The organism is Streptomyces sp. NPDC001135 (assembly GCF_053598395.1).
Genome location: NZ_JBSFKD010000069.1, coordinates 1 through 18,016, shown reverse-complemented (window position 1 = coordinate 18,016; position 18,016 = coordinate 1). Strand labels below are relative to the sequence as shown.

12 protein-coding genes and 1 pseudogene are annotated in these 18,016 nt (G+C 70.5%); 7 read left to right on the top strand and 6 right to left on the bottom strand.

Annotation, left to right across the window (positions count from 1 at the left end; all coding sequences use genetic code 11):
* From ACWC94_RS41860 to ACWC94_RS41840, 5 genes are all read left to right on the top strand, one after another.
* On the top strand, window positions 1–3,924 hold a 3,924-nt coding region (locus tag ACWC94_RS41860; protein ID WP_450802973.1), incomplete at its 5' end, for a non-ribosomal peptide synthetase.
* Between the two features lie 109 nt (window positions 3,925–4,033).
* Window positions 4,034–4,267 (top strand): MbtH family protein, encoded by a 234-nt coding sequence (locus ACWC94_RS41855; protein WP_450802971.1) that lies wholly within the window; start codon window positions 4,034–4,036, stop codon window positions 4,265–4,267.
* Window positions 4,264–5,919: a class I adenylate-forming enzyme family protein gene (locus ACWC94_RS41850; protein ID WP_450802970.1), complete on the top strand. Its 1,656-nt coding sequence runs from the start codon at window positions 4,264–4,266 to the stop codon at window positions 5,917–5,919. Before ACWC94_RS41855 ends, ACWC94_RS41850 begins: the two co-directional genes overlap by 4 nt.
* 55 nt (window positions 5,920–5,974) lie before the next feature.
* Window positions 5,975–7,204, top strand: a complete 1,230-nt coding sequence (gene hemA / locus ACWC94_RS41845; protein ID WP_450802968.1) for a 5-aminolevulinate synthase — start codon at window positions 5,975–5,977, stop codon at window positions 7,202–7,204.
* A 134-nt stretch (window positions 7,205–7,338) separates the two neighbouring features.
* Window positions 7,339–8,874, top strand: coding sequence for a long-chain-fatty-acid--CoA ligase (locus tag ACWC94_RS41840; protein ID WP_450802967.1), 1,536 nt, complete (start codon window positions 7,339–7,341; stop codon window positions 8,872–8,874).
* An 85-nt stretch (window positions 8,875–8,959) separates the two neighbouring features.
* Here ACWC94_RS41840 and ACWC94_RS41835 read toward each other — a convergent pair whose 3' ends face one another.
* Complete coding sequence (locus tag ACWC94_RS41835) at window positions 8,960–10,510, bottom strand: MFS transporter (RefSeq protein ID WP_450802965.1); 1,551 nt, start codon at window positions 10,508–10,510, stop codon at window positions 8,960–8,962.
* A 392-nt stretch (window positions 10,511–10,902) separates the two neighbouring features.
* On the opposite strand from ACWC94_RS41835, the gene ACWC94_RS41830 reads away from it, so the two are divergent.
* Both ACWC94_RS41830 and ACWC94_RS41825 read left to right on the top strand, forming a co-directional pair.
* Window positions 10,903–12,120, top strand: a complete 1,218-nt coding sequence (locus tag ACWC94_RS41830) for a thiolase family protein (RefSeq protein ID WP_450802963.1) — start codon at window positions 10,903–10,905, stop codon at window positions 12,118–12,120.
* The gene (locus ACWC94_RS41825) at window positions 12,117–14,246 is read left to right on the top strand and encodes a 3-hydroxyacyl-CoA dehydrogenase NAD-binding domain-containing protein (protein ID WP_450802961.1); all 2,130 of its coding nucleotides are present in this window, start codon (window positions 12,117–12,119) and stop codon (window positions 14,244–14,246) included. The genes ACWC94_RS41830 and ACWC94_RS41825 overlap by 4 nt, the downstream gene beginning before the upstream one ends.
* Window positions 14,247–14,318: 72 nt before the next feature.
* Here the strand turns inward: ACWC94_RS41825 and ACWC94_RS41820 are convergent, their stop codons facing one another.
* The 5 genes and pseudogenes from ACWC94_RS41820 to ACWC94_RS41800 form a co-directional block, all read right to left on the bottom strand.
* Window positions 14,319–14,465, bottom strand: coding sequence for a hypothetical protein (locus ACWC94_RS41820; RefSeq protein ID WP_450802959.1), 147 nt, complete (start codon window positions 14,463–14,465; stop codon window positions 14,319–14,321).
* Complete coding sequence (locus ACWC94_RS41815; RefSeq protein ID WP_450802957.1) at window positions 14,450–15,466, bottom strand: hypothetical protein; 1,017 nt, start codon at window positions 15,464–15,466, stop codon at window positions 14,450–14,452. Before ACWC94_RS41815 ends, ACWC94_RS41820 begins: the two co-directional genes overlap by 16 nt.
* A gap of 46 nt (window positions 15,467–15,512) precedes the next feature.
* Entirely contained in the window at window positions 15,513–16,565 is a 1,053-nt protein-coding gene (locus ACWC94_RS41810) for an NlpC/P60 family protein (RefSeq protein WP_450802955.1), read from the bottom strand.
* Window positions 16,566–16,602: 37 nt separating this feature from the next.
* A complete protein-coding gene (locus tag ACWC94_RS41805; protein ID WP_351251157.1) occupies window positions 16,603–17,085 on the bottom strand; it encodes a poly-gamma-glutamate biosynthesis protein PgsC/CapC in 483 nt (160 codons plus the stop codon).
* A pseudogene (locus ACWC94_RS41800) lies at window positions 17,082–18,016 on the bottom strand (poly-gamma-glutamate synthase PgsB); the annotation flags it as partial. The pseudogene ACWC94_RS41800 and the gene ACWC94_RS41805, both read right to left, overlap by 4 nt.

Below are 18,016 nucleotides of genomic sequence, written 5' to 3'. Positions count from 1 at the left end.
AACATGCCCATGGCGATCCGGCTGACCGGACACCTCGACCACACCGCCCTCCAAGCAGCCCTCCACGACGTCATCCAACGCCACGAGACCCTGCGGACCAGGTTCTCCGACGGTGCGGAGGGCCCGCGCCAGCACGTGCTCGACGTGTCCGAGGCCACGTCGGGGCTCTTCGTCGTCGACACGGCCGAAGAAGAGCTCCCGACGCGGCTGGCCGAGGCCGCGCGGTACGGATTCGACCTCGCCACGGAGACTCCGCTGCGCGTGACGCTGTTCGCTCTGTCGCCGACCGAGCACGTCCTCCTGCTGGTGCTGCACCACATCGCCGGCGACGGCTGGTCCATGGGCCCCTTGTCGCGGGACGTCGGTGAGGCGTACGCGGCACGGGTGGAGGGCCGGACGCCCGGCTGGACCAGGCTTCCGGTGCAGTACGTGGACTACACCCTGTGGCAGCACGGCCTGCTCGGCGACGAGAAGGACCCCGACAGCCTCGCGGGCCGGCAGGTGCAGTTCTGGACCGAGGCGTTGGAGGGCATTCCGGAGCAGTTGGAGCTCCCGGTGGACCGCCCGCGTCCGGCGGTGGCCAGTTACGCGGGTGACGCGCTCCCCCTGACGATCAGCCCCGAGCTGCACGGCAGGATCGTGGCGCTCGCCCGGCAGTGCGGGGCGAGTGTGTTCATGGTGCTGCAGGCCGGACTCGCGGTCCTGCTCAAGCGCCTGGGCGCCGGCTCCGACATCCCCCTGGGCTCCCCCATCGCCGGCCGCATGGACGAAGCACTCGACGACCTCGTCGGATTCTTCGTCAACACCCTCGTCCTGCGCACCGACGTCTCCGGCGACCCGACGTTCCGTGAGCTCCTCGCCCGCGTCCGTGAGACGGACCTCGCCGCCTACGCCCACCAGGACGTCCCCTTCGAGCACCTGGTGGAGGTCCTCAACCCCACCCGCTCGCTCTCCCACCACCCCCTGTTCCAGGTCATGCTGGCCTTCCAGAGCGCGAAGACGGGCGAGCTGTCCCTGCCCGGCATCACGGCACACAGCACACCGGTCGGGACGGGCACCTCCCGCTTCGACCTGCTGTTCAGCATCGACGAGCGGATCTCCGGCACCGGCACCCCGTCCGGGCTCGAGGGCTTCGTGGAATACAGCACGGACCTCTTCGACCGCGGCACCGTCGAGTCCCTGGTCGAACGACTGGTACGGGTCCTGGAACAGGTCGTGGCCGAGCCCGACAAGCGTGTCGCAGCGGTGGATCTGCTGTCGGCGGATGAGCGTGACCGGCTCGTGGTCCAGCGGAACGACACCCACCGGGACGTGGCGGTGCCCGGTGTGCTGTCCGAGGGCTTCGAGGCGCAGGTGCGCGCCACACCCGACGCACCGGCACTGGTCTTCGACACCACCGAGCTGTCGTACCGCGAGCTGAATGAGCGGGCCAACCGTCTGGCACGCCTGCTGATCGCCCGGGGCGCCGGACCCGAGCAGCTGGTCGCACTCGCCGTACCCCGCTCGGCCGAACTGATCGTCGCCTTCCTGGCGGTCCTCAAGACCGGCGCCGCCTACCTGCCCCTCGATCTCGACTACCCCGCCGAACGCCTGGCGTTCATGGTGGAGGACGCCGGCCCGGTGCTGATGGTGAGCACCGAAGACGTCGCTTCCGGGCTCCCGGACGGCGTGACGCGGGTGCTGCTGGATGACCCGGCGGTGACCGGCGAACTCGCGCAACTGCCGGCAGCGGACGTGGACCCGGGTGAGCGTCGTGGCATCGTCCTCCCCCAGTCCCCGGCGTACGTCATCTACACCTCCGGCTCCACCGGCACCCCCAAGGGCGTCGTGATGACCGTGGGCGCGCTGGCCAACCTGATCGCCTGGCACATGACGTCCATCGGCGGTGAACCGGGAGCCTCGGTGGCACAGTTCACCGCGATCAGCTTCGACGTCTCGGCACAGGAGATCCTGGAGACCCTGGGATCAGGGAAGCGACTGGTGGTCCCCGACGCCGACGTACGACGCGACGCGACCCGGTTCGTCCACTGGCTCGAAGAACACCGGATCCAGGAACTGTACGCACCCACCGTCATGGTCGAAGCCGTGTGCCAGGCGGCACTGGAACAGGACCGCACACTCCCCGACCTCCGTCACATCGGCCAGGGCGGCGAAGCCCTGCGTCTGACTCCGGCCGTGCGGGACTTCGTCACGGCTCGTCCCGGTCGTCGGCTGCACAACCACTACGGCCCCTCGGAAACCCACCTGGTCACCGCCCACACCGTCCCCGAGGACGTGGCACGCTGGGGGGCGACGGCGCCGATCGGCGGGCCCATCTGGAACACGCAGGCATACGTCCTGGACGACGGACTGACCCCGGTACCGACCGGAGTGACCGGCGAACTGTACCTGGCCGGCACGGCCCTGGCCCGCGGCTACTGGGACCGCCCGGGGCTGACGGCGGAACGCTTCGTCGCCAACCCCTTCGGTGGTCCCGGCGAGCGGATGTACCGCACCGGCGACCTCGTCCGCTGGAACACCGACGGTGAGCTGGAGTACCTCGGCCGCGCCGACTCCCAGGTCAAGGTCCGGGGCATGCGCGTGGAACTGGGCGAGATCGAGACGGTCCTGGCCGGGCACCCCGACGTCTCCCAGGCGGCGGTGGCGCTGCGGACCGACGGCCCGGGCGAGGGGCGCCTCGTCGGCTACGTCGTGCCCGTCCCCGGACGCGAGGTGGACGTCCCGGCCCTCCGCACCTACCTGGCGGGCATCACCTACCTGTCCGGTGCGCTGCCCGAGCACATGGTGCCGTCCGCGGTCGTCGTGCTGGACGCGATGCCGCTGACCCCCAGCGGCAAGGTGGACCGGCGGGCCCTGCCCGCCCCGGTGCTCGACATCGCATCCTCCGGGCGGGGCCCGCGCACCCCCCAGGAGGAGATCCTGTGCGGTGTCTTCGCCGAGGTCCTGGGCCTGCCCCGGGTCGGCATCGACAGCAGCTTCTTCGACCTGGGCGGCCACTCCCTGCTGGCGACCCGGCTGATCAACCGGGTGCACGACCTGCTGGGCGTGGAGCTGTCGATCCGCAGCGTGTTCGAGGCGCCGACCGTGGCCGGCCTGGCCGCGCGGCTGGGCGTGGACACCAGCGAGGGCGCACTGGACGTCCTGCTGCCGCTGCGGGCCAACGGCACCCGGGCCCCGCTGTTCTGCATCCACCCGGGAGGTGGCCTGAGCTGGTGCTATGCCGGGCTGCTCCAGCACCTCGGGCCGGACCGTCCGATCTACGGCCTCCAGGCCCGGGGGCTCGCCGAGGCGACCCCGTTGCCGGCGACCATCGAGGAGATGGCCGACGACTACCTGGAGCAGATCAGGGCGGTGCAGCCGGAGGGCCCGTACCACCTGCTGGGCTGGTCCTTCGGCGGCATGGTGGCGCATGTGATCGCCACCCGGCTGCAGGACAAGGGCGAGACGGTCGGGTTGCTGGCGATGCTCGACGCCTACCCGATCGTTCCGGAACAGGACCACGGCGGGGACGGGGGCCTGGAGCGGGAACTCCTCGCCGACCTCCTGCACTTCGTCGGGATCGATCCCGGTGCGGACGCGGGGAACGGACTGGACCGGGCGGCCACGCTGGACATCCTCCGGCGGCAGGGCAGCGCGCTCGCCAGTCTCGACGAGCGGAGCACCGCCGCGCTCATGGACATCTTCATCAACAACAACAAGCTGCTCAGGGGATTCGACCCCGTCCGTTTCCGGGGGGACCTCCTCCACTTCACGGCCACGGCGGGCCGGGACGACAAGGCACCGACGGCGCGGAGTTGGCGACCGCACATCGAGGGCCGCATCGAGGACCACCCGATCGCCTGCGAGCACCGGAACATGGTGCAGCCAGGACCGCTTGCCGAGATCGCGAAGGTGGTCGCGGACAAGCTCGGCACGACGGACTGACTCCCCCGACACATCACCCTTCGCGCCGCCGTGCGGAGGTGTCCGACGCATGCGGCGCGACATGCCCTGCCCGGGCGCAGACAAGGAAACGACAGAGAGGTACACGACCGTGTCCAACCCCTTCGAGAACAACGACGGCGAATACCTGGTGCTGGTGAACGACGAGGGTCAGTACTCGCTCTGGCCCGCGTACACCGACGTTCCCGCCGGCTGGCACATCGCGCACGAGAAGGCCGGCCGCCAGGAGTGCCTGGACCACATCGAGGCCCAGTGGACCGACATGCGGCCCCGCAGCGTCGTCCGCGCGACCGAGCACGCCGCGGCGCAGGCCTCCACGGCATGACCCCGCAACCGCAGTCCGCTCCCGCGTGTCCGGCGCGGGAGCACCCCCACTACGTGGGCAGCCTCCTCGCGGCCCTGCGCGAGGAGCCGGAGCGCATCGTCGTACGGTGCCCCGACCGTGTCCGCACCGCACGCGAACTCTCCGGGGCGGTCGTCACCGTGGCGGCCGGCCTCGCGGCCCACGGGGTGGGGCCACAGACGGTCCTGGGCGTCCTCACCGCGCCCAACAGCCCGGACATGCTGGTGGCCCGGTACGCGGCGCACCTGCTCGGTGCGGGCGTGGTCCACGTCGGTTCCACCAACGCGGCGTCCTCGGGCGCCGTCCTGCCCGCGGCCGCTCAGGCCGCCGCCCTGGCGGAGACCGGGGCCGCGCTGCTGGTCACCGACGCGGCCGGGGTGGAGCAGGCCCGGGCGGTCCGGGGCCACGTGCCCGGACCGCTCACCCTGGCGTGCCTTCAGGGCCCGGCCGACGGCTTCCTCGACCTCACCGCGGAGGCCGGGGACGAGGAGGCCCTCACCGATCCCGTCGCGCTGGCGTCGCTCGTCCCCCAGGTGCCCGCCGTCACCACGTACACCAGTGGTTCCACCGGCCGGCCCAAGGGTGTGCGGCGCTCGCTGGCCGCCTGGAACCACATGGTCGCCACCACCGTGGACTCCGGCAGCCGGCCGCGGATGCTCGTCACCACCCCGCTCAGCCACACGATCGGGCCCATGGTGGACTCCGCGCTCACCTCGGGCGGGACGGTCGTGCTGCACGAGGAGTTCGACGCGGGAGCGGTCCTCGAGGCGGTGTCCGCGCACCGTGTGACCCGTACCTTCCTGGCCGTTCCGCACATCTACGCGCTCCTCGACCACCCCGGCTTCGGCTCGGCCGATCTGACCAGCCTCCAGCAGCTGATCTACGGCGGCTGCCCGGCGTCCCCGGCCCGCCTGGAGCAGGCCGTGCGGGCCTTCGGACCCGTCCTGATCCAGACGTACGGGACGACGGAGAGCTGGGGCATCAGCGTGCTGACGCCGCCCGACCACTTCCGGGCGGACCTCCTCGCCGGTGTCGGACGCCCGATTCCGGGTGTCGAGGTGGTCGTCCGGGACCCGGAGACCGGACAGGAACTGCCGCCGGCGGCGACCGGCGAGGTGTGCGTCCGCTCGCCGGTCATGATGGACGGGTACGGGGGCGACGACGACGGGTCCCGGAGCGTCCTGCGCGACGGCTGGTTCCACACCGGAGACCTCGGCCGTCTGGACCACGAGGGCCATCTGCACCTCGTCGGCCGGCTCGGCGACGTCATCAAGAGCAAGGGCGAGAAGGTCCATCCCACCGCCGTCGAGAGCGCGTTGCTGTCCCACCCGCAGGTCGCCCAGGCGGCGGTCTACGGAGTCCGGGACGGTGACGAGGTCGAGCACGTCCACGCCGCGGTGGTGCTGCGCCACGGGCAGGACGGGCTCCGCGGCCCCGGCCGGGAGCCGGAGGCCTGGGTGGCGGAGCTGCGCGCCCACGTCACGGCCGCCCTGTCGCCGTTCCACGCACCCGCCGTCATCGCCCTGCGGGAACGGCTGCCTCTCACCGCCTCGGGCAAGCCCGACAAGCAGCTCCTGCGCGCCGAGGCAACGGCTCCGTCGTCCGGTTCTCCCGGTTCTTCGGATGCCTCCTGATACATCACACAACTTTACTTTCGGACTGGTACCACATGGAGAGCGAGTCAGCGCAATGAACCAGCACCTGGAGTTCTTCTCCCGCGAGATGGCGGAATTCGGCGCTCAGTGGCGGGAATTCCTGGAGGTCGGCCGGCGTGCGGGGAAGTTCCCCAGCGCCGTCGCGCGTCGGTCGTTCGAGGACACCGACCGGGACATCAATGTGTGGTGCAGCAACGACTATCTCGGTATGGGGCAGCATCCCGCCGTTCTCGAAGCCGTGAAGGACGCCGTCGACGCGTTCGGGGCCGGCGCGGGCGGTTCCCGGAACATCAGCGGGACCAACCATCTCCATGTGCTGCTGGAAAAGGAGGTCGCGGCGCTGCACGGCAAGGAAGCCGCCGTCATCTTCCCCTCCGGATACACGGCCAACGACGGATCGCTGTCCGTCATCGCCGGGCGCGCCCCGAACACGCTGGTCTTCTCCGACGAGTTGAACCACGCGTCCATCATCGACGGCCTGCGGCACAGCGGCGCGGAGAAGCGCATCTTCCGCCACAACGACATGGCCCACCTCGAGGAGCTGCTGGCCGCCGCCGACCCGGACCGCCCCAAGCTGATCGTCCTGGAGTCGGTGTACTCCATGTCCGGTGACATCGCGCCGCTCGCCGAGACGGCCGCGCTGGCCAAGCGGTTCGGCGCCACCACGTTCCTCGACGAGGTGCACGCGGTCGGGATGTACGGGCCCGAGGGCGCGGGCATCGCGGCACGCGAGGGAATCGCCGACGACTTCACGGTCGTCATGGGCACTCTGGCCAAGGGCTTCGGTACGGCCGGTGGATACATCGCCGGACCGGCGGCGCTGGTCGAGTCCGTCCGCGGCTTCTCCCGGCCCTTCATCTTCACCACGTCGCTCCCGCCGGCCACCGCCGCCGGTGCCCTCGCCGCGATCCGGCACCTGCGGTCGTCCGAGGAGGAGCGTCAACGGCTCGCGGAGAACGCCCAGTTGCTGCACCGGCTGCTCACCGAGCGCGGTATCCCCTTCCTGTCGTCCGAGACCCACATCGTCTCCGTCTTCGTCGGCGACGACGAACGGTGCCGCAAGGCGTGCGCCCTGCTCCTGGAGCGGTACGGGATCTATGTGCAGTCCATCAACGCGCCGAGCGTCCGGGTCGGGGAGGAGATCCTGCGGGCCACCCCCTCCGCCACCCACACACCCGCCGACGTCAGGAAGTTCGCCGAAGCCCTCGAGGACGTCTGGCAGGAACTGGGCCTGCCCCGCGGCGGCGAAGCCCGCAACGCCTGACCCGCCCGGGCGCGGGTCCCCGACGGGACGCGCCGCGCGCGGGGTACGGGGCGCCGGCGGGCGGTGGCCGGAGGGTTCGCCCACCGTCCGCCGGCGCCCCGTGGCCTGGAAACCGATCGACCTGTGGAGCCCTTATGTCCCTGTCCCTGGCAGCCGTACTCGCCGAGTCCGCGGCCTGCCGCCCGGACCACCCGGCCGTCGTCTGCGCGTCGCAGGAGATCACCTATCGCGGTCTGTGGGAGCAGGCACGCCAGTACGCGTCGGTGCTGCGGAACCACGGGATCGGTCCGGGCGACAGGGTCGCGCTGCTGCTGACGAACACACCGCACTTCCCCAAGGTGTACTTCGGCGCCCTGGCGCTCGGCGCGACCGTGGTGCCGTTGCACGCCCTCCTCAAGGCGGAGGAGATCGGCTACGCGCTGCGGGACTGCGGTGCCGCCGCCCTGGTCTGTGCCGCGCCGTTGCTCGGTGAGGGCCATCCGGGCGCCGAGCAGGCCGGCGTACCGGTGCTCACGGTGCTGGCGGACGACGACACCGCGGGCCCCCGTCTGGATGTGCTCGCCGAACAGGCCGTCCCCGTCGACACCTACCGCCCGTGCGAGCCGGACGACATCGCGTTGATCCTCTACACCTCCGGCACCACCGGCCGGCCCAAGGGGGCGATGCTCACCCACCTCAACGTCACCATGAACATCACCGTCTCGATGCTGTCCCCCTTCGGCTTCCAGGCCGATGACGTGCTGCTCGGGGTGCTGCCGCTCTTCCACACCTTCGGGCAGCTCTGCGGCATGGGGGTCTGCTTCCGGGCCGGCGGGACCATGGTGCTGATGCCCGCCTTCGACGCCCCGCGGGCCCTCGAGCTGATGGTGACCCACCGGTGCACGGTCTTCATGGGCGTGCCGACCATGTACATCGCGCTGCTCGACGCCGTCGACCGGGCCGGTCACCGGCCGCGTCTGGACCGGGCGTTCTCCGGGGGATCGGCGCTGCCGGTCGCGGTCCTGGAGGACTTCGAGGAGGTGTTCGGCTGCCCGATCTACGAGGGCTACGGCCTGACGGAGACCTCCCCGGTGGTCGCCTACAACCAGCGGGCGTGGCCGCGCCGCCCGGGGACGGTCGGCCGGCCGGTGTGGGGGGTCGACGTCGAGATCGCCCGGCCCGACGTGGAGGACCGCATCGAGCTGCTCCCGCCGAACGAGATCGGAGAGGTCGTCATCCGCGGCCACAACGTGATGGCCGGCTATCTCGGCCGGCCAAAGGCCACGGCCGAGGTGATGGTGGACGGCTGGTTCCGCTCCGGCGACCTCGGTGTGAAGGACGAGGAGGGCTACCTCATCCTCGTGGACCGCAAGAAGGACATGGTGCTGCGCAACGGCTACAACGTGTACCCCCGCGAGGTCGAGGAGGTCCTCATGCGGCACCCGGCCGTGGCACAGGTCGCCGTCGTCGGCGTTCCGGACACCACCCACGGCGAGGAGGTCTGCGCGGTGGTGATCGCGGCGTCCGGGGCGGTACCCGGCCCCGAACTCGCGGCGGAGCTCGTGGCCTGGAGCAGGCAGCGGATGGCGGCGTACAAGTATCCGCGGCGTGTGGAGTTCGTCGACGCGCTCCCGGTCGGCGCCAGCGGAAAGGTCCTCAAGAGGGACCTGGTGGCCTGGCTGGGCGCCTGAGCACCGCCCCACGGCATCCGGCCGCGGGGCGGTGCCGCCGTGTTCCGGTCAGGCACTGCTTCGGGGGTGGAGCACCCTGTGCGGGTCAGTCGTGGTTGCCGGCCGAGGACGGTGCCTTCGGTCGCTGCGCACCGCTCTGCGCCGGCTGACCCGGGTGGGTGCGCTCGGCACGGCGCAGGGTCCGCCCCACGACGAGACCACCGACGAAGAGGAGGACGGCACCGGTGATCTGGCTGGTGGACAAGCCCGCGACGAAAGCGTCCTTCGCGTCCTCGGCGAGTGCCTCGGAACCGGGCAGAGCCGCCGCCTTGGCCAGAGCGGCCGGCAGGGACTGATTTCCTTCGTTGTGCAGCACGCTCGGCAGCGAGGACGTGAATCGCGCGGAGAGGACGGCACCCAGCACCGCCACCCCCAGGCTGGCGCCGAGTTCCTGGAGAGTGCCGTTGACCCCGGCGCCGGTGCCCGCGCGCTTCCGCGAGATCGCCGTCATGATCGCGTTCGCCACCGCGGGCATGGCGAGTCCGACTCCGGCACCGACCAGGACCAGCCCCACGAGGATCCCCGGGTAGCCGTCCCGGACGAAGAACCCGGCCGTCGCCAGTCCCGCGGCGAGCAGCGGGATTCCCACCATGACGGCACGGCCGGAGCCGATCCGCCGCAGCACCCGGGCACCGGTCCCCGTCAGGTTGAACACGACCACGGTCGCCGCCATCGGGGCGGTGGCGAAGCCGGCCTTGATCGGACTGAATCCCTCCAGGAACTGCAAATACTGGGTGAGTACGAACAGGGCTCCGCTCATGCCGAAGGCGACAAGGATGCCGCCGGCCGCGGCGAAACTGAACATGCGGTCCTGGAAAAGGGTCATGCTGAGCATGGGATGGGGGATGCGGCGCTCCCAGAGAATGAAGAACCCCATGCACAGGAGCCCGGCCGCACCCGGGACAAGGGTCTCGCCCGACCCCCACCCTTTCGACGGGCTGACGATGACGGCATAAACGATGCCGACCATTCCGGCGACGGAGAGAACAGCCCCCACGAGGTCGGGCCGGCCTCCCGTGGAATTCTTCGACTCCGGCACCATGAGGACGACCGCGACAAGGCTGACGGCCGCCACGGGAAGGTTGATCAGGAAGATCGACCCCCACCACGCGTGGTCGAGCATGAATCCGCCGACCACGGGCCCCGCGGTGAATCCGAGAGCGCTGACCCCGGCCCATACGCCGATGGCCTTGGGACGCTCGGAGTCGGGGAAGATCTGCATGACCAGCGCCAGCGTGGTGGTCATGAGGAAGGAGCCGCCGATCCCCATGAATGCGCGGGTGAGAATCAGCTGGACCGGCGTCGCGGAGAAGGCCGCGCCAAGAGATCCCAGACCGAAGACGCTGAGCCCGAGGAGCAGCGCCCGCTTGCGTCCGTACCGGTCCGCCACGTTCCCGGCGGTCAACAACAGTCCGGCCTGGGCAAGCGAATAGGAATTGACGATCCACTGGGTTTCGGCGGTACTCGCTCCTAAGTCCTTCACCAATGAGGGCAGGGCGACATTGAGAACCGTGTTGTCCAGTACGACGGTCAGCAGGGAAAGGCTTAGTACGCCCAGGATCCACCAGCGCCGGCGATGAGCGGCCGGGTCACTCACACTAACCTCCTCTACAACGTATAGGAACGGACTCTAGCACCGGCTTCAGGCGCTCCGCAATCAACCCCGGGCCACCCCTGATGAAGCCGTTGTGAAGGAAACGTCGAAATCGCGCCAATATCCCGGCGCGGTATACAGAGGAAGGGGGTACGGAAATCGTCGTGGACGGCTGCCCCCCGCGCGGTCACCCCCGCGCCGGCCGACGCGTCCGGCACTGTCGGCGATTGCCCGCACGCGATGCCCCCGTCAGGGGGGTGACGGCGGGGAAGGTGTGACGTTCACCGCTCCCCGGTCCAGGGCTGTGCAGCTACGTTACTCATAAGTAGCATGGGGACTGAGCGCGCGCTCAGCGCAGCGCAGCAGTGCCATCCCGCATCTGGAGGAGAGCCATCGTGCCTCGTACCGTCAGGGACGTCGTCTTCGTCGACGGCGTCCGCACCCCGTTCGGCAAGGCGGGCCCGAAGGGCATCTACCACGAGACCCGCGCCGACGACCTCGTCGTGAAGGCGATCCGGGAGCTGCTGCGCCGCAACCCCGGTCTGGACCCGAAGAAGATCGACGAGGTCGCCATCGCCGCGACCACGCAGATCGGTGACCAGGGGCTCACCCTCGGCCGCACCGCCGGGATCCTCGCCGGTCTGCCGCAGTCCGTGCCCGGCTACTCCATCGACCGCATGTGCGCCGGCGCCCTGACCGCCGTGACGACGACCGCCGGTTCGATCGCCTTCGGTGCCTACGACGCCGTCATCGCCGGTGGCGTGGAGCACATGGGCCGCCACCCGATGGGCGAGGGCGTGGACCCGAACCCGCGGTTCGTCTCCGAGAAGCTCGTCGACGAGTCCGCCCTGTTCATGGGCATGACGGCGGAGAACCTGCACGACCGCTACCCGCAGATCACCAAGCTGCGTGCCGACGAGTACGCGGTGCGCTCGCAGGAGAAGGCCGCGAAGGCGTACGCCAACGGCAAGATCCAGCAGGACCTGGTGCCGATCTCGGTGCGCCGGACCAACCCGGAGGCCGGCGAGACGGGCTGGGGCCTGGTCACCGCCGACGAGCCGATGCGCCCGGGGACCACCCTGGAGAACCTCTCCGGCCTGAAGACGCCGTTCCGCGTCCACGGCCGGGTCACCGCCGGCAACGCGGCCGGTCTGAACGACGGTGCCACCGCGTCGATCATCGCGAGCGAGGACTTCGCCCGCGAGAACGGCCTGCCGGTGAAGATGCGCCTGGTGTCGTACGCCTTCGCGGGCGTCGAGCCGGAGGTCATGGGCTACGGCCCGATCCCGGCCACGGAGAAGGCCCTCGCCAAGGCGGGCCTGTCCATCTCCGACATCGGCCTGTTCGAGATCAACGAGGCCTTCGCCGTCCAGGTCCTGGCCTTCCTCGACCACTACGGCATCGCGGACGACGACGAGCGCGTCAACCAGTACGGCGGCGCCATCGCCTTCGGTCACCCGCTCGCCTCCTCCGGTGTCCGCCTGATGACGCAGCTGGCCCGCCAGTTCGAGGAGCAGCGACACGCCCGCTACGGCCTGACCACCATGTGCGTCGGCTTCGGCATGGGCGCGACGGTCATCTGGGAGAACCCGCACTTCGAGGGGGACAAGTGAGCACCACCGCCGAACTTCTGAAGCAGGCCTCCGAACTGTTCCCCGACGAGGTCGTCACCAGTGCGCACGTACGTCACCTGGACCTGCCGTCCGGTGCCGGCCGCTTCGCGCTGATCACGCTGGACAACGGCTTCGACCACACCAAGCCGACCACCTTCGGCCCGGGATCGCTGGCGAACCTGAACGCCGCGATCGACCAGGTCGAGAAGGAGGCGGCCGACGGCGGGATCGTCGGTGTCGGCATCACCGGCAAGCCGTTCATCTTCGCGGTCGGCGCCGACCTCAAGGGCGTGGAGATCCTCAAGGAGCACGAGCACGCACTCGCCATCGGCAAGGGCGGCCACGAGGTCTTCAAGCGTCTGTCGAACCTGGCCGTCCCGACCTTCGCCTACTACAACGGCGCGGCGATGGGCGGCGGCGTCGAGGTCGGTCTGCACTGCACCTACCGGACGGTGTCGAAGGCCATCCCGGCGTTCTCGCTCCCCGAGGTCTTCCTCGGTCTCGTCCCCGGCTGGGGCGGCTGCACGCTGCTGCCGAACCTGATCGGCGCCGACAAGGCCGTCTCGGTCATCATCGAGAACTCGCTGAACCAGAACAAGCAGCTCAAGGGCAAGCAGGTCTTCGAGCTCGGCATCGCCGACGCGATCTTCGAGGGCGCCGACTTCCTGGAGCAGTCGCTGATCTGGACCGCCCAGGTCCTCAAGGGCGACGTCGAGGTCGAGCGCCCGGTGATCGACCGCGGTGAGGGCTGGGACCAGGCCGTCGCCAAGGGCCGCTTCATCGCGGACTCCAAGGTGCACGGCGCCGCTCCGGCCGCCTACCGCGCCCTCGACATCATCGCCGCCGCCAAGAACGGCGACCTGCAGCAGGGGTACGACGCCGAGGACCGGGCCCTCGCCGACCTGATCATGGGCGGCGAACTGCGCGCCGGCATCTACGCGTTCAACCTCGTCCAGAAGCGCGGCAAGCGTCCCGCCGGCGCCCCGGACAAGAACCTGGCCCGCCCGGTCACCAAGGTCGGTGTCGTCGGCGCCGGTCTGATGGCCTCGCAGCTGGCCCTGCTGTTCCTGCGCCGCCTGGAGGTGCCGGTCGTGCTGACCGACATCGACCAGGAGCGCGTCGACAAGGGTGTGGGCTACGTCCACGCCGAGATCGACAAGCTGCTCGGCAAGGGCCGCATCAACCAGGACAAGGCCAACCGCCTCAAGGCCCTGGTCACCGGTGTCCTGGACAAGGCCGAGGGCTTCGCGGACGCGGACTTCGTCATCGAGGCCGTCTTCGAGGAGATCGGTGTCAAGCAGCAGGTGTTCGCGGAGGTGGAGGCGGTCGCCCCGGCGCACGCGATCCTCGCGACCAACACCTCCTCGCTGTCGGTGACGGAGATGGCGTCGAAGCTCAAGCACCCCGAGCGGGTTGTGGGCTTCCACTTCTTCAACCCGGTCGCGATCCTCCCGCTGCTGGAGATCGTCCGCGGCGAGAAGACCGACGACGCCTCGCTGGCCACGGCCTTCGCCGTCGCCAAGAAGCTGAAGAAGACCGCGGTTCTGGTGAAGGACGCCCCGGCGTTCGTCGTGAACCGCATCCTGACCCGCTTCATGGGCGAGATCCAGAACGTCATCGACGAGGGCACTCCGGTCGAGGTCGCCGAGAAGGCCGTCGAGCCGCTCGGTCTGCCGATGTCCCCGCTGGTGCTCCTGGAGCTGGTCGGTCCCGCGATCGGCCTGCACGTCTCGGAGACCCTCAACCGCGCGTTCCCGGACCGCTTCACCGTCTCCCCGAACCTCGCGGCCGTCGTCAAGGCGGGCAAGCGCGGCTTCTACGTGTACGACAGCGGCAAGCCGGAGCTGGACCCGGAGGTCGCCGCGCTGCTGAAGCAGGGCGATGTCGTCCTGACCGAGGAGCAGGTGCGGGCACGGGTGCTCGACGCGGTGGCGCAGGAGATCGGGCTCATGCTCGACGAGGGCGTCGTCGCCGAGGCCCAGGACATCGACCTCTGCCTGATCACGGGCGCCGGCTGGCCCTTCCACCTGGGCGGCATCACGCCGTACCTGGACCGCGAGGGCGTCTCGGAGCGCGTGAACGGCAAGAAGTTCCTGGCCCCGGGCGTGGCGAGCGTCCCGGCGTAACGCTCCACCGGTGAACGCCGGGTGCCCGCACTCCTGCCGGGGTGCGGGCGCCCGGCGTTTCCGTGTGCCGGGTCAGAGCGCGCACCAGGGGACACGGCAGGCGTGCGGGGCCGTGCCCTCGGGGAAGGTGCTTCCAGCGGCTCGTCCGAGGAGCCGGGCACGGCGGGAGGCCGCCGCCCGGCGGACGATCTGCTCGCCCAGGTTCAGACCTGCCGCCACGCCTCCAGCGCCATGCCCGGTTCGTCCTTGCGGCGGGTCAGCAGGAGTCGGCCGGTGGACGGGGACGACGTCGCCGCCACGACACGGTCGTCGGCGTCCTTCGTCAGGGCCACCGACGCGTCCACGGGCAGCTGCGGGCCCGACTCCGTCCACCAGGCGCCCGCGGACTCCGTCTCGGTGGGGTAGGCGGCGAAGGCGACACGGCCGCTCGCCGAGCGCTGGGCGAGCAGGGTGCAGTCGTGGCCGTCGAGTTCGCAGCGGACCGCCGCGACCGGGCCGGGGCCCGCCGCGGGCAGCAGGACCGCCGGCTTGCCGCCGGGGCGCCAGGCGCACAGGTCCCCCGAGGTGTCCGTGTAGAAGACCGTCGTGCTCTCGGGTGAGGTCGCCAGGGCGCGCAGGGTGCCGGGGCGGACCGGGGCCTTCAGCGGCTCCTGCATGACCGGCCGGGCCCCCGGCTCGTCCTGGCGCCAGTGCAGGATGCCGTCGGGAACGGCCGCGTACACCTCGACCCTGCCGGACTCCCCGGTCACCGCCGCCAGTCCGTCCTGGACCTTGCTGCCCCGCAGGTCACGCCAAGGCTCCCAGCCGCCCTTCTCCATCTGGACGACGTGGTGCACCCCCGCGCCGTTGTTGCGGACGAACACATGGGCGCGGCCCTGGGCGTCGACGGTGACGGCCGGTGTGCCCGTACGGTCGCCCTTCTTCTTCGGGTGACCGATCGAGTTCCAGTCCAGGGGCGCGAGCAGCGGGCGGAAGTGCGTGGAGTGCACCAGGCCCGACTCGCCCTCGGCCGTGGGCCGCCAGGCCACCAGGTGGGCATAGCCGTCCGCGCCCCGGCCGACACCGACCGAGGGGTGCAGCCGCTGGTCGCCGCCCACCCTTCGGGGGTCGGTCCAGGGGCCGCCGGGCTCGCGCTCCGCCCGCACCCGGACGGAGTCGCCCGACAGCTGGTAGACACTGAGCCGGCCGTCGCGGCCGCGCAGGAGCCAGTCGCCGTTCACCGGTTCACTCTAAGCCGTGGGCCCGGTGCGGCTCCCGCCGCCCTGCTCACAGCCGCTTCGCGGTGCGGAACAGCTTGGCGTAGAAGCCGTCGCCGTCGAGGCGCGAGACACCGCCCTGGTCGCCGATGGTGGGTCCGTTCTGCTCCTTGCGGCTGGAGATGAAGACCTTGTGGCCCTCGGTGTCCGGGCCCAGGTAGATCGCGGAGTGGTCCATGTGGTTGGCGGTGCGGTGGTCCATCTTGAAGAACAGCAGGTCGCCGGGTTGCAGGACGTCGATGTGCTGCGGCCGTACGTACCAGGGGCTCGGCCCCTGGAGCTTGATGATGTCGACGCCCTCCTTGCCGCGGGCCATGCCGTCGGCGGTGCGCGGCAGCCCGTCGCCGTGGGTGTTGTCCGACATCAGCGGGTAGCGGGCCCGGTAGCCGTAGACCAGACGCAGATAGCCGGAGCAGTCCACGGCCCGCAGGCGGTCCTTCTGCGGGTACACGGTCACGCCGTCCCGGAAGGTGTAGGGGATGCCCAGGTAGTCGTAGAAGTCGGTCTGCTCGTAGCGGTCGACGCCGTCGGACTTGAGCGGGCCGTACGTGGCGTGCCCCGCGTACTGGACACCCTGGTCGTCCTTCTTGACCGGCGCGCCCACGACGTACTGGAAGGCGAACGCGAAGACGTCGTCCTCCTCGCTGCCGTAGTACTGCTTGAACCAGTCCTTGAACCACTGCTGCTTCTCGGCGCCCTTGGCCCAGCTCTCCGGCATGAGGCGCACCCAGTCGTCGGTGACCACCTTGGTGGTGGTGTTGGCCGGTTCGGTGAAGGTCCGCGTCGGGCCCTTGAGGGTGGCCGTACGGGCGCCGTCCGTGAAGGTGGCTATGACGGCGCCCTTGCCGTCGCGCAGCACCGAGCGCGCCGGGTTGTTCAGCCGTTCCCAGGTCTGCTTGCCGGTCGCCTTGCCCGAGCTGTTCAGGTTCTCGGTGATCGTCTGGGCGGCCGGGAGCTTCGCCTGCTCGTCCTTGCGCAGCTCGTAGGTGAAGTACGCGCTGCCCGCGAGCAGCGCCAGGACCGTCGCCGCGTGGAGGACGGGGCGGCCTTTGCGCTTCGGCATGGTGGAGGCTCCAGGGGTACGTGAGGTACGGAAGGGGTCAGGCGGTCGGCATGGCGCCCAGGAGGATGCCGGCGGTGAGGACCACATAGGTGGCCAGCGAGACCGACGCGACGGACAGCAGGGTCGCGCCCTTGGGCTGACGGACCAGCTGGTAGCCGATCAGGCCGGGGACGATGAAGCCGAGCGTCTGGTTCGCGTACAGCAGCGGGAACTCCATCTGCAGCACGATGATCACGGTGGCCTGGATCAGCACGCCGCTGAGCACGACGGCCGCGAAGAGCCGCTTGCCGTACAGGATCACGAACTTCTGCATGAGCAGCGTGGCGAGGTACGTCAGCACGGTCACGCCGATGACCAGGGCGGCGCGCTGGAGGTCCTCGATGAGGGTGAGCGCGAGCCAGCCCGGGGTGATCATGCCGCCCGGCGACAGGTTGGTCGTCAGGTAGCACATGAGCGAGAACATCAGGCCCAGGCCGATGCCGATCGCGGCGATCTCGGGGGTGAGGACGGAGGGGATCAACGCTGTTCTCCTGGGCTGTGCCACTGCTGGCTGTCGTCGGCGGAAGGCTGGGGCGGGACGCGGGGTTCGAACAGGCCACGGGACGCGGCCGGTTCGGCCGTCCGGCCGCTGTCCGCGGGTTCCTGCGGGACGGCGGGGGCGGGCCCGCCGCCGTCGTACGACCGCGGCTGCGTCCACGTGTCGTGGCCGTACGCCTGGTCGTGCGACGCCTGGCTCGTCCCCTCCCCCTGCGGGTAGGGGTGCGCGGCATCCCGCTGGGCGGGGAGCTGCTGGGCGTAGCGGGACTCGTACGCCTCCGAGTAGCCCTGGTACGGGTCGAGGCGGGGCGCGTACAGCTGCATGGTCTCGGAGGGGTCGGCCGCGGCGGGTGCCGTCCCGGACCGGCCGGCCGGGGCCGTGGCGGCCGCCGGTTCGTCGGCGCTCTCGTCCGGCGGCAGTTCGGCGAGGTGCTCCAGCAGGATCTCGCCCTGACCGTGGATGTTGCCGATCGCGACCATCGACGAGTCCGGGCCGAGCATGTCCAGCATCGTGCCCATGAACTCCTCGGGGTCGCGCTTGTCGCCGCCGAGGTCCACGGCGCGCGAGCGGAACTCGGCGGGGATGGCGTCGATGGCGGACTTGGCCGGGTGGCCGATGACGAAGACCCGCTCGGGGTCGAGGTCGGGGATGATCTCGCCCATCTGGCCGTTGCGTTCGACGCGGTCGGGACGGCAGTTGATGACCACGTTGAGCGGGCGGTGGATGGCGCCGAGGTCGAGGAGCTGGTTGATGTTCATCAGCGTCGACTCGGGGTCGTTGGCCGCGAAGACGTTGGCGAAGCGCAGCTTCTTGCCCTCGGGCGTCCGGTAGCGCTCGACGGAGAGGACACCGGGGTCCGGCGGGGCGTCGTACATCCCCTGCAGGGCCGTTGCGCGGTCCACGCCGAGGAGTT

Coding starts and splice junctions, on each gene's coding strand:
- ACWC94_RS41850 (WP_450802970.1), top strand. CDS start 4,264: ATGACCCCGCAACCGCAGTCCGCTCCCGCGTGTCCGGCGCGGGAGCAC.
- hemA (WP_450802968.1), top strand. CDS start 5,975: ATGAACCAGCACCTGGAGTTCTTCTCCCGCGAGATGGCGGAATTCGGC.
- ACWC94_RS41840 (WP_450802967.1), top strand. CDS start 7,339: ATGTCCCTGTCCCTGGCAGCCGTACTCGCCGAGTCCGCGGCCTGCCGC.
- ACWC94_RS41810 (WP_450802955.1), bottom strand. CDS start 16,565: ATGCCGAAGCGCAAAGGCCGCCCCGTCCTCCACGCGGCGACGGTCCTG.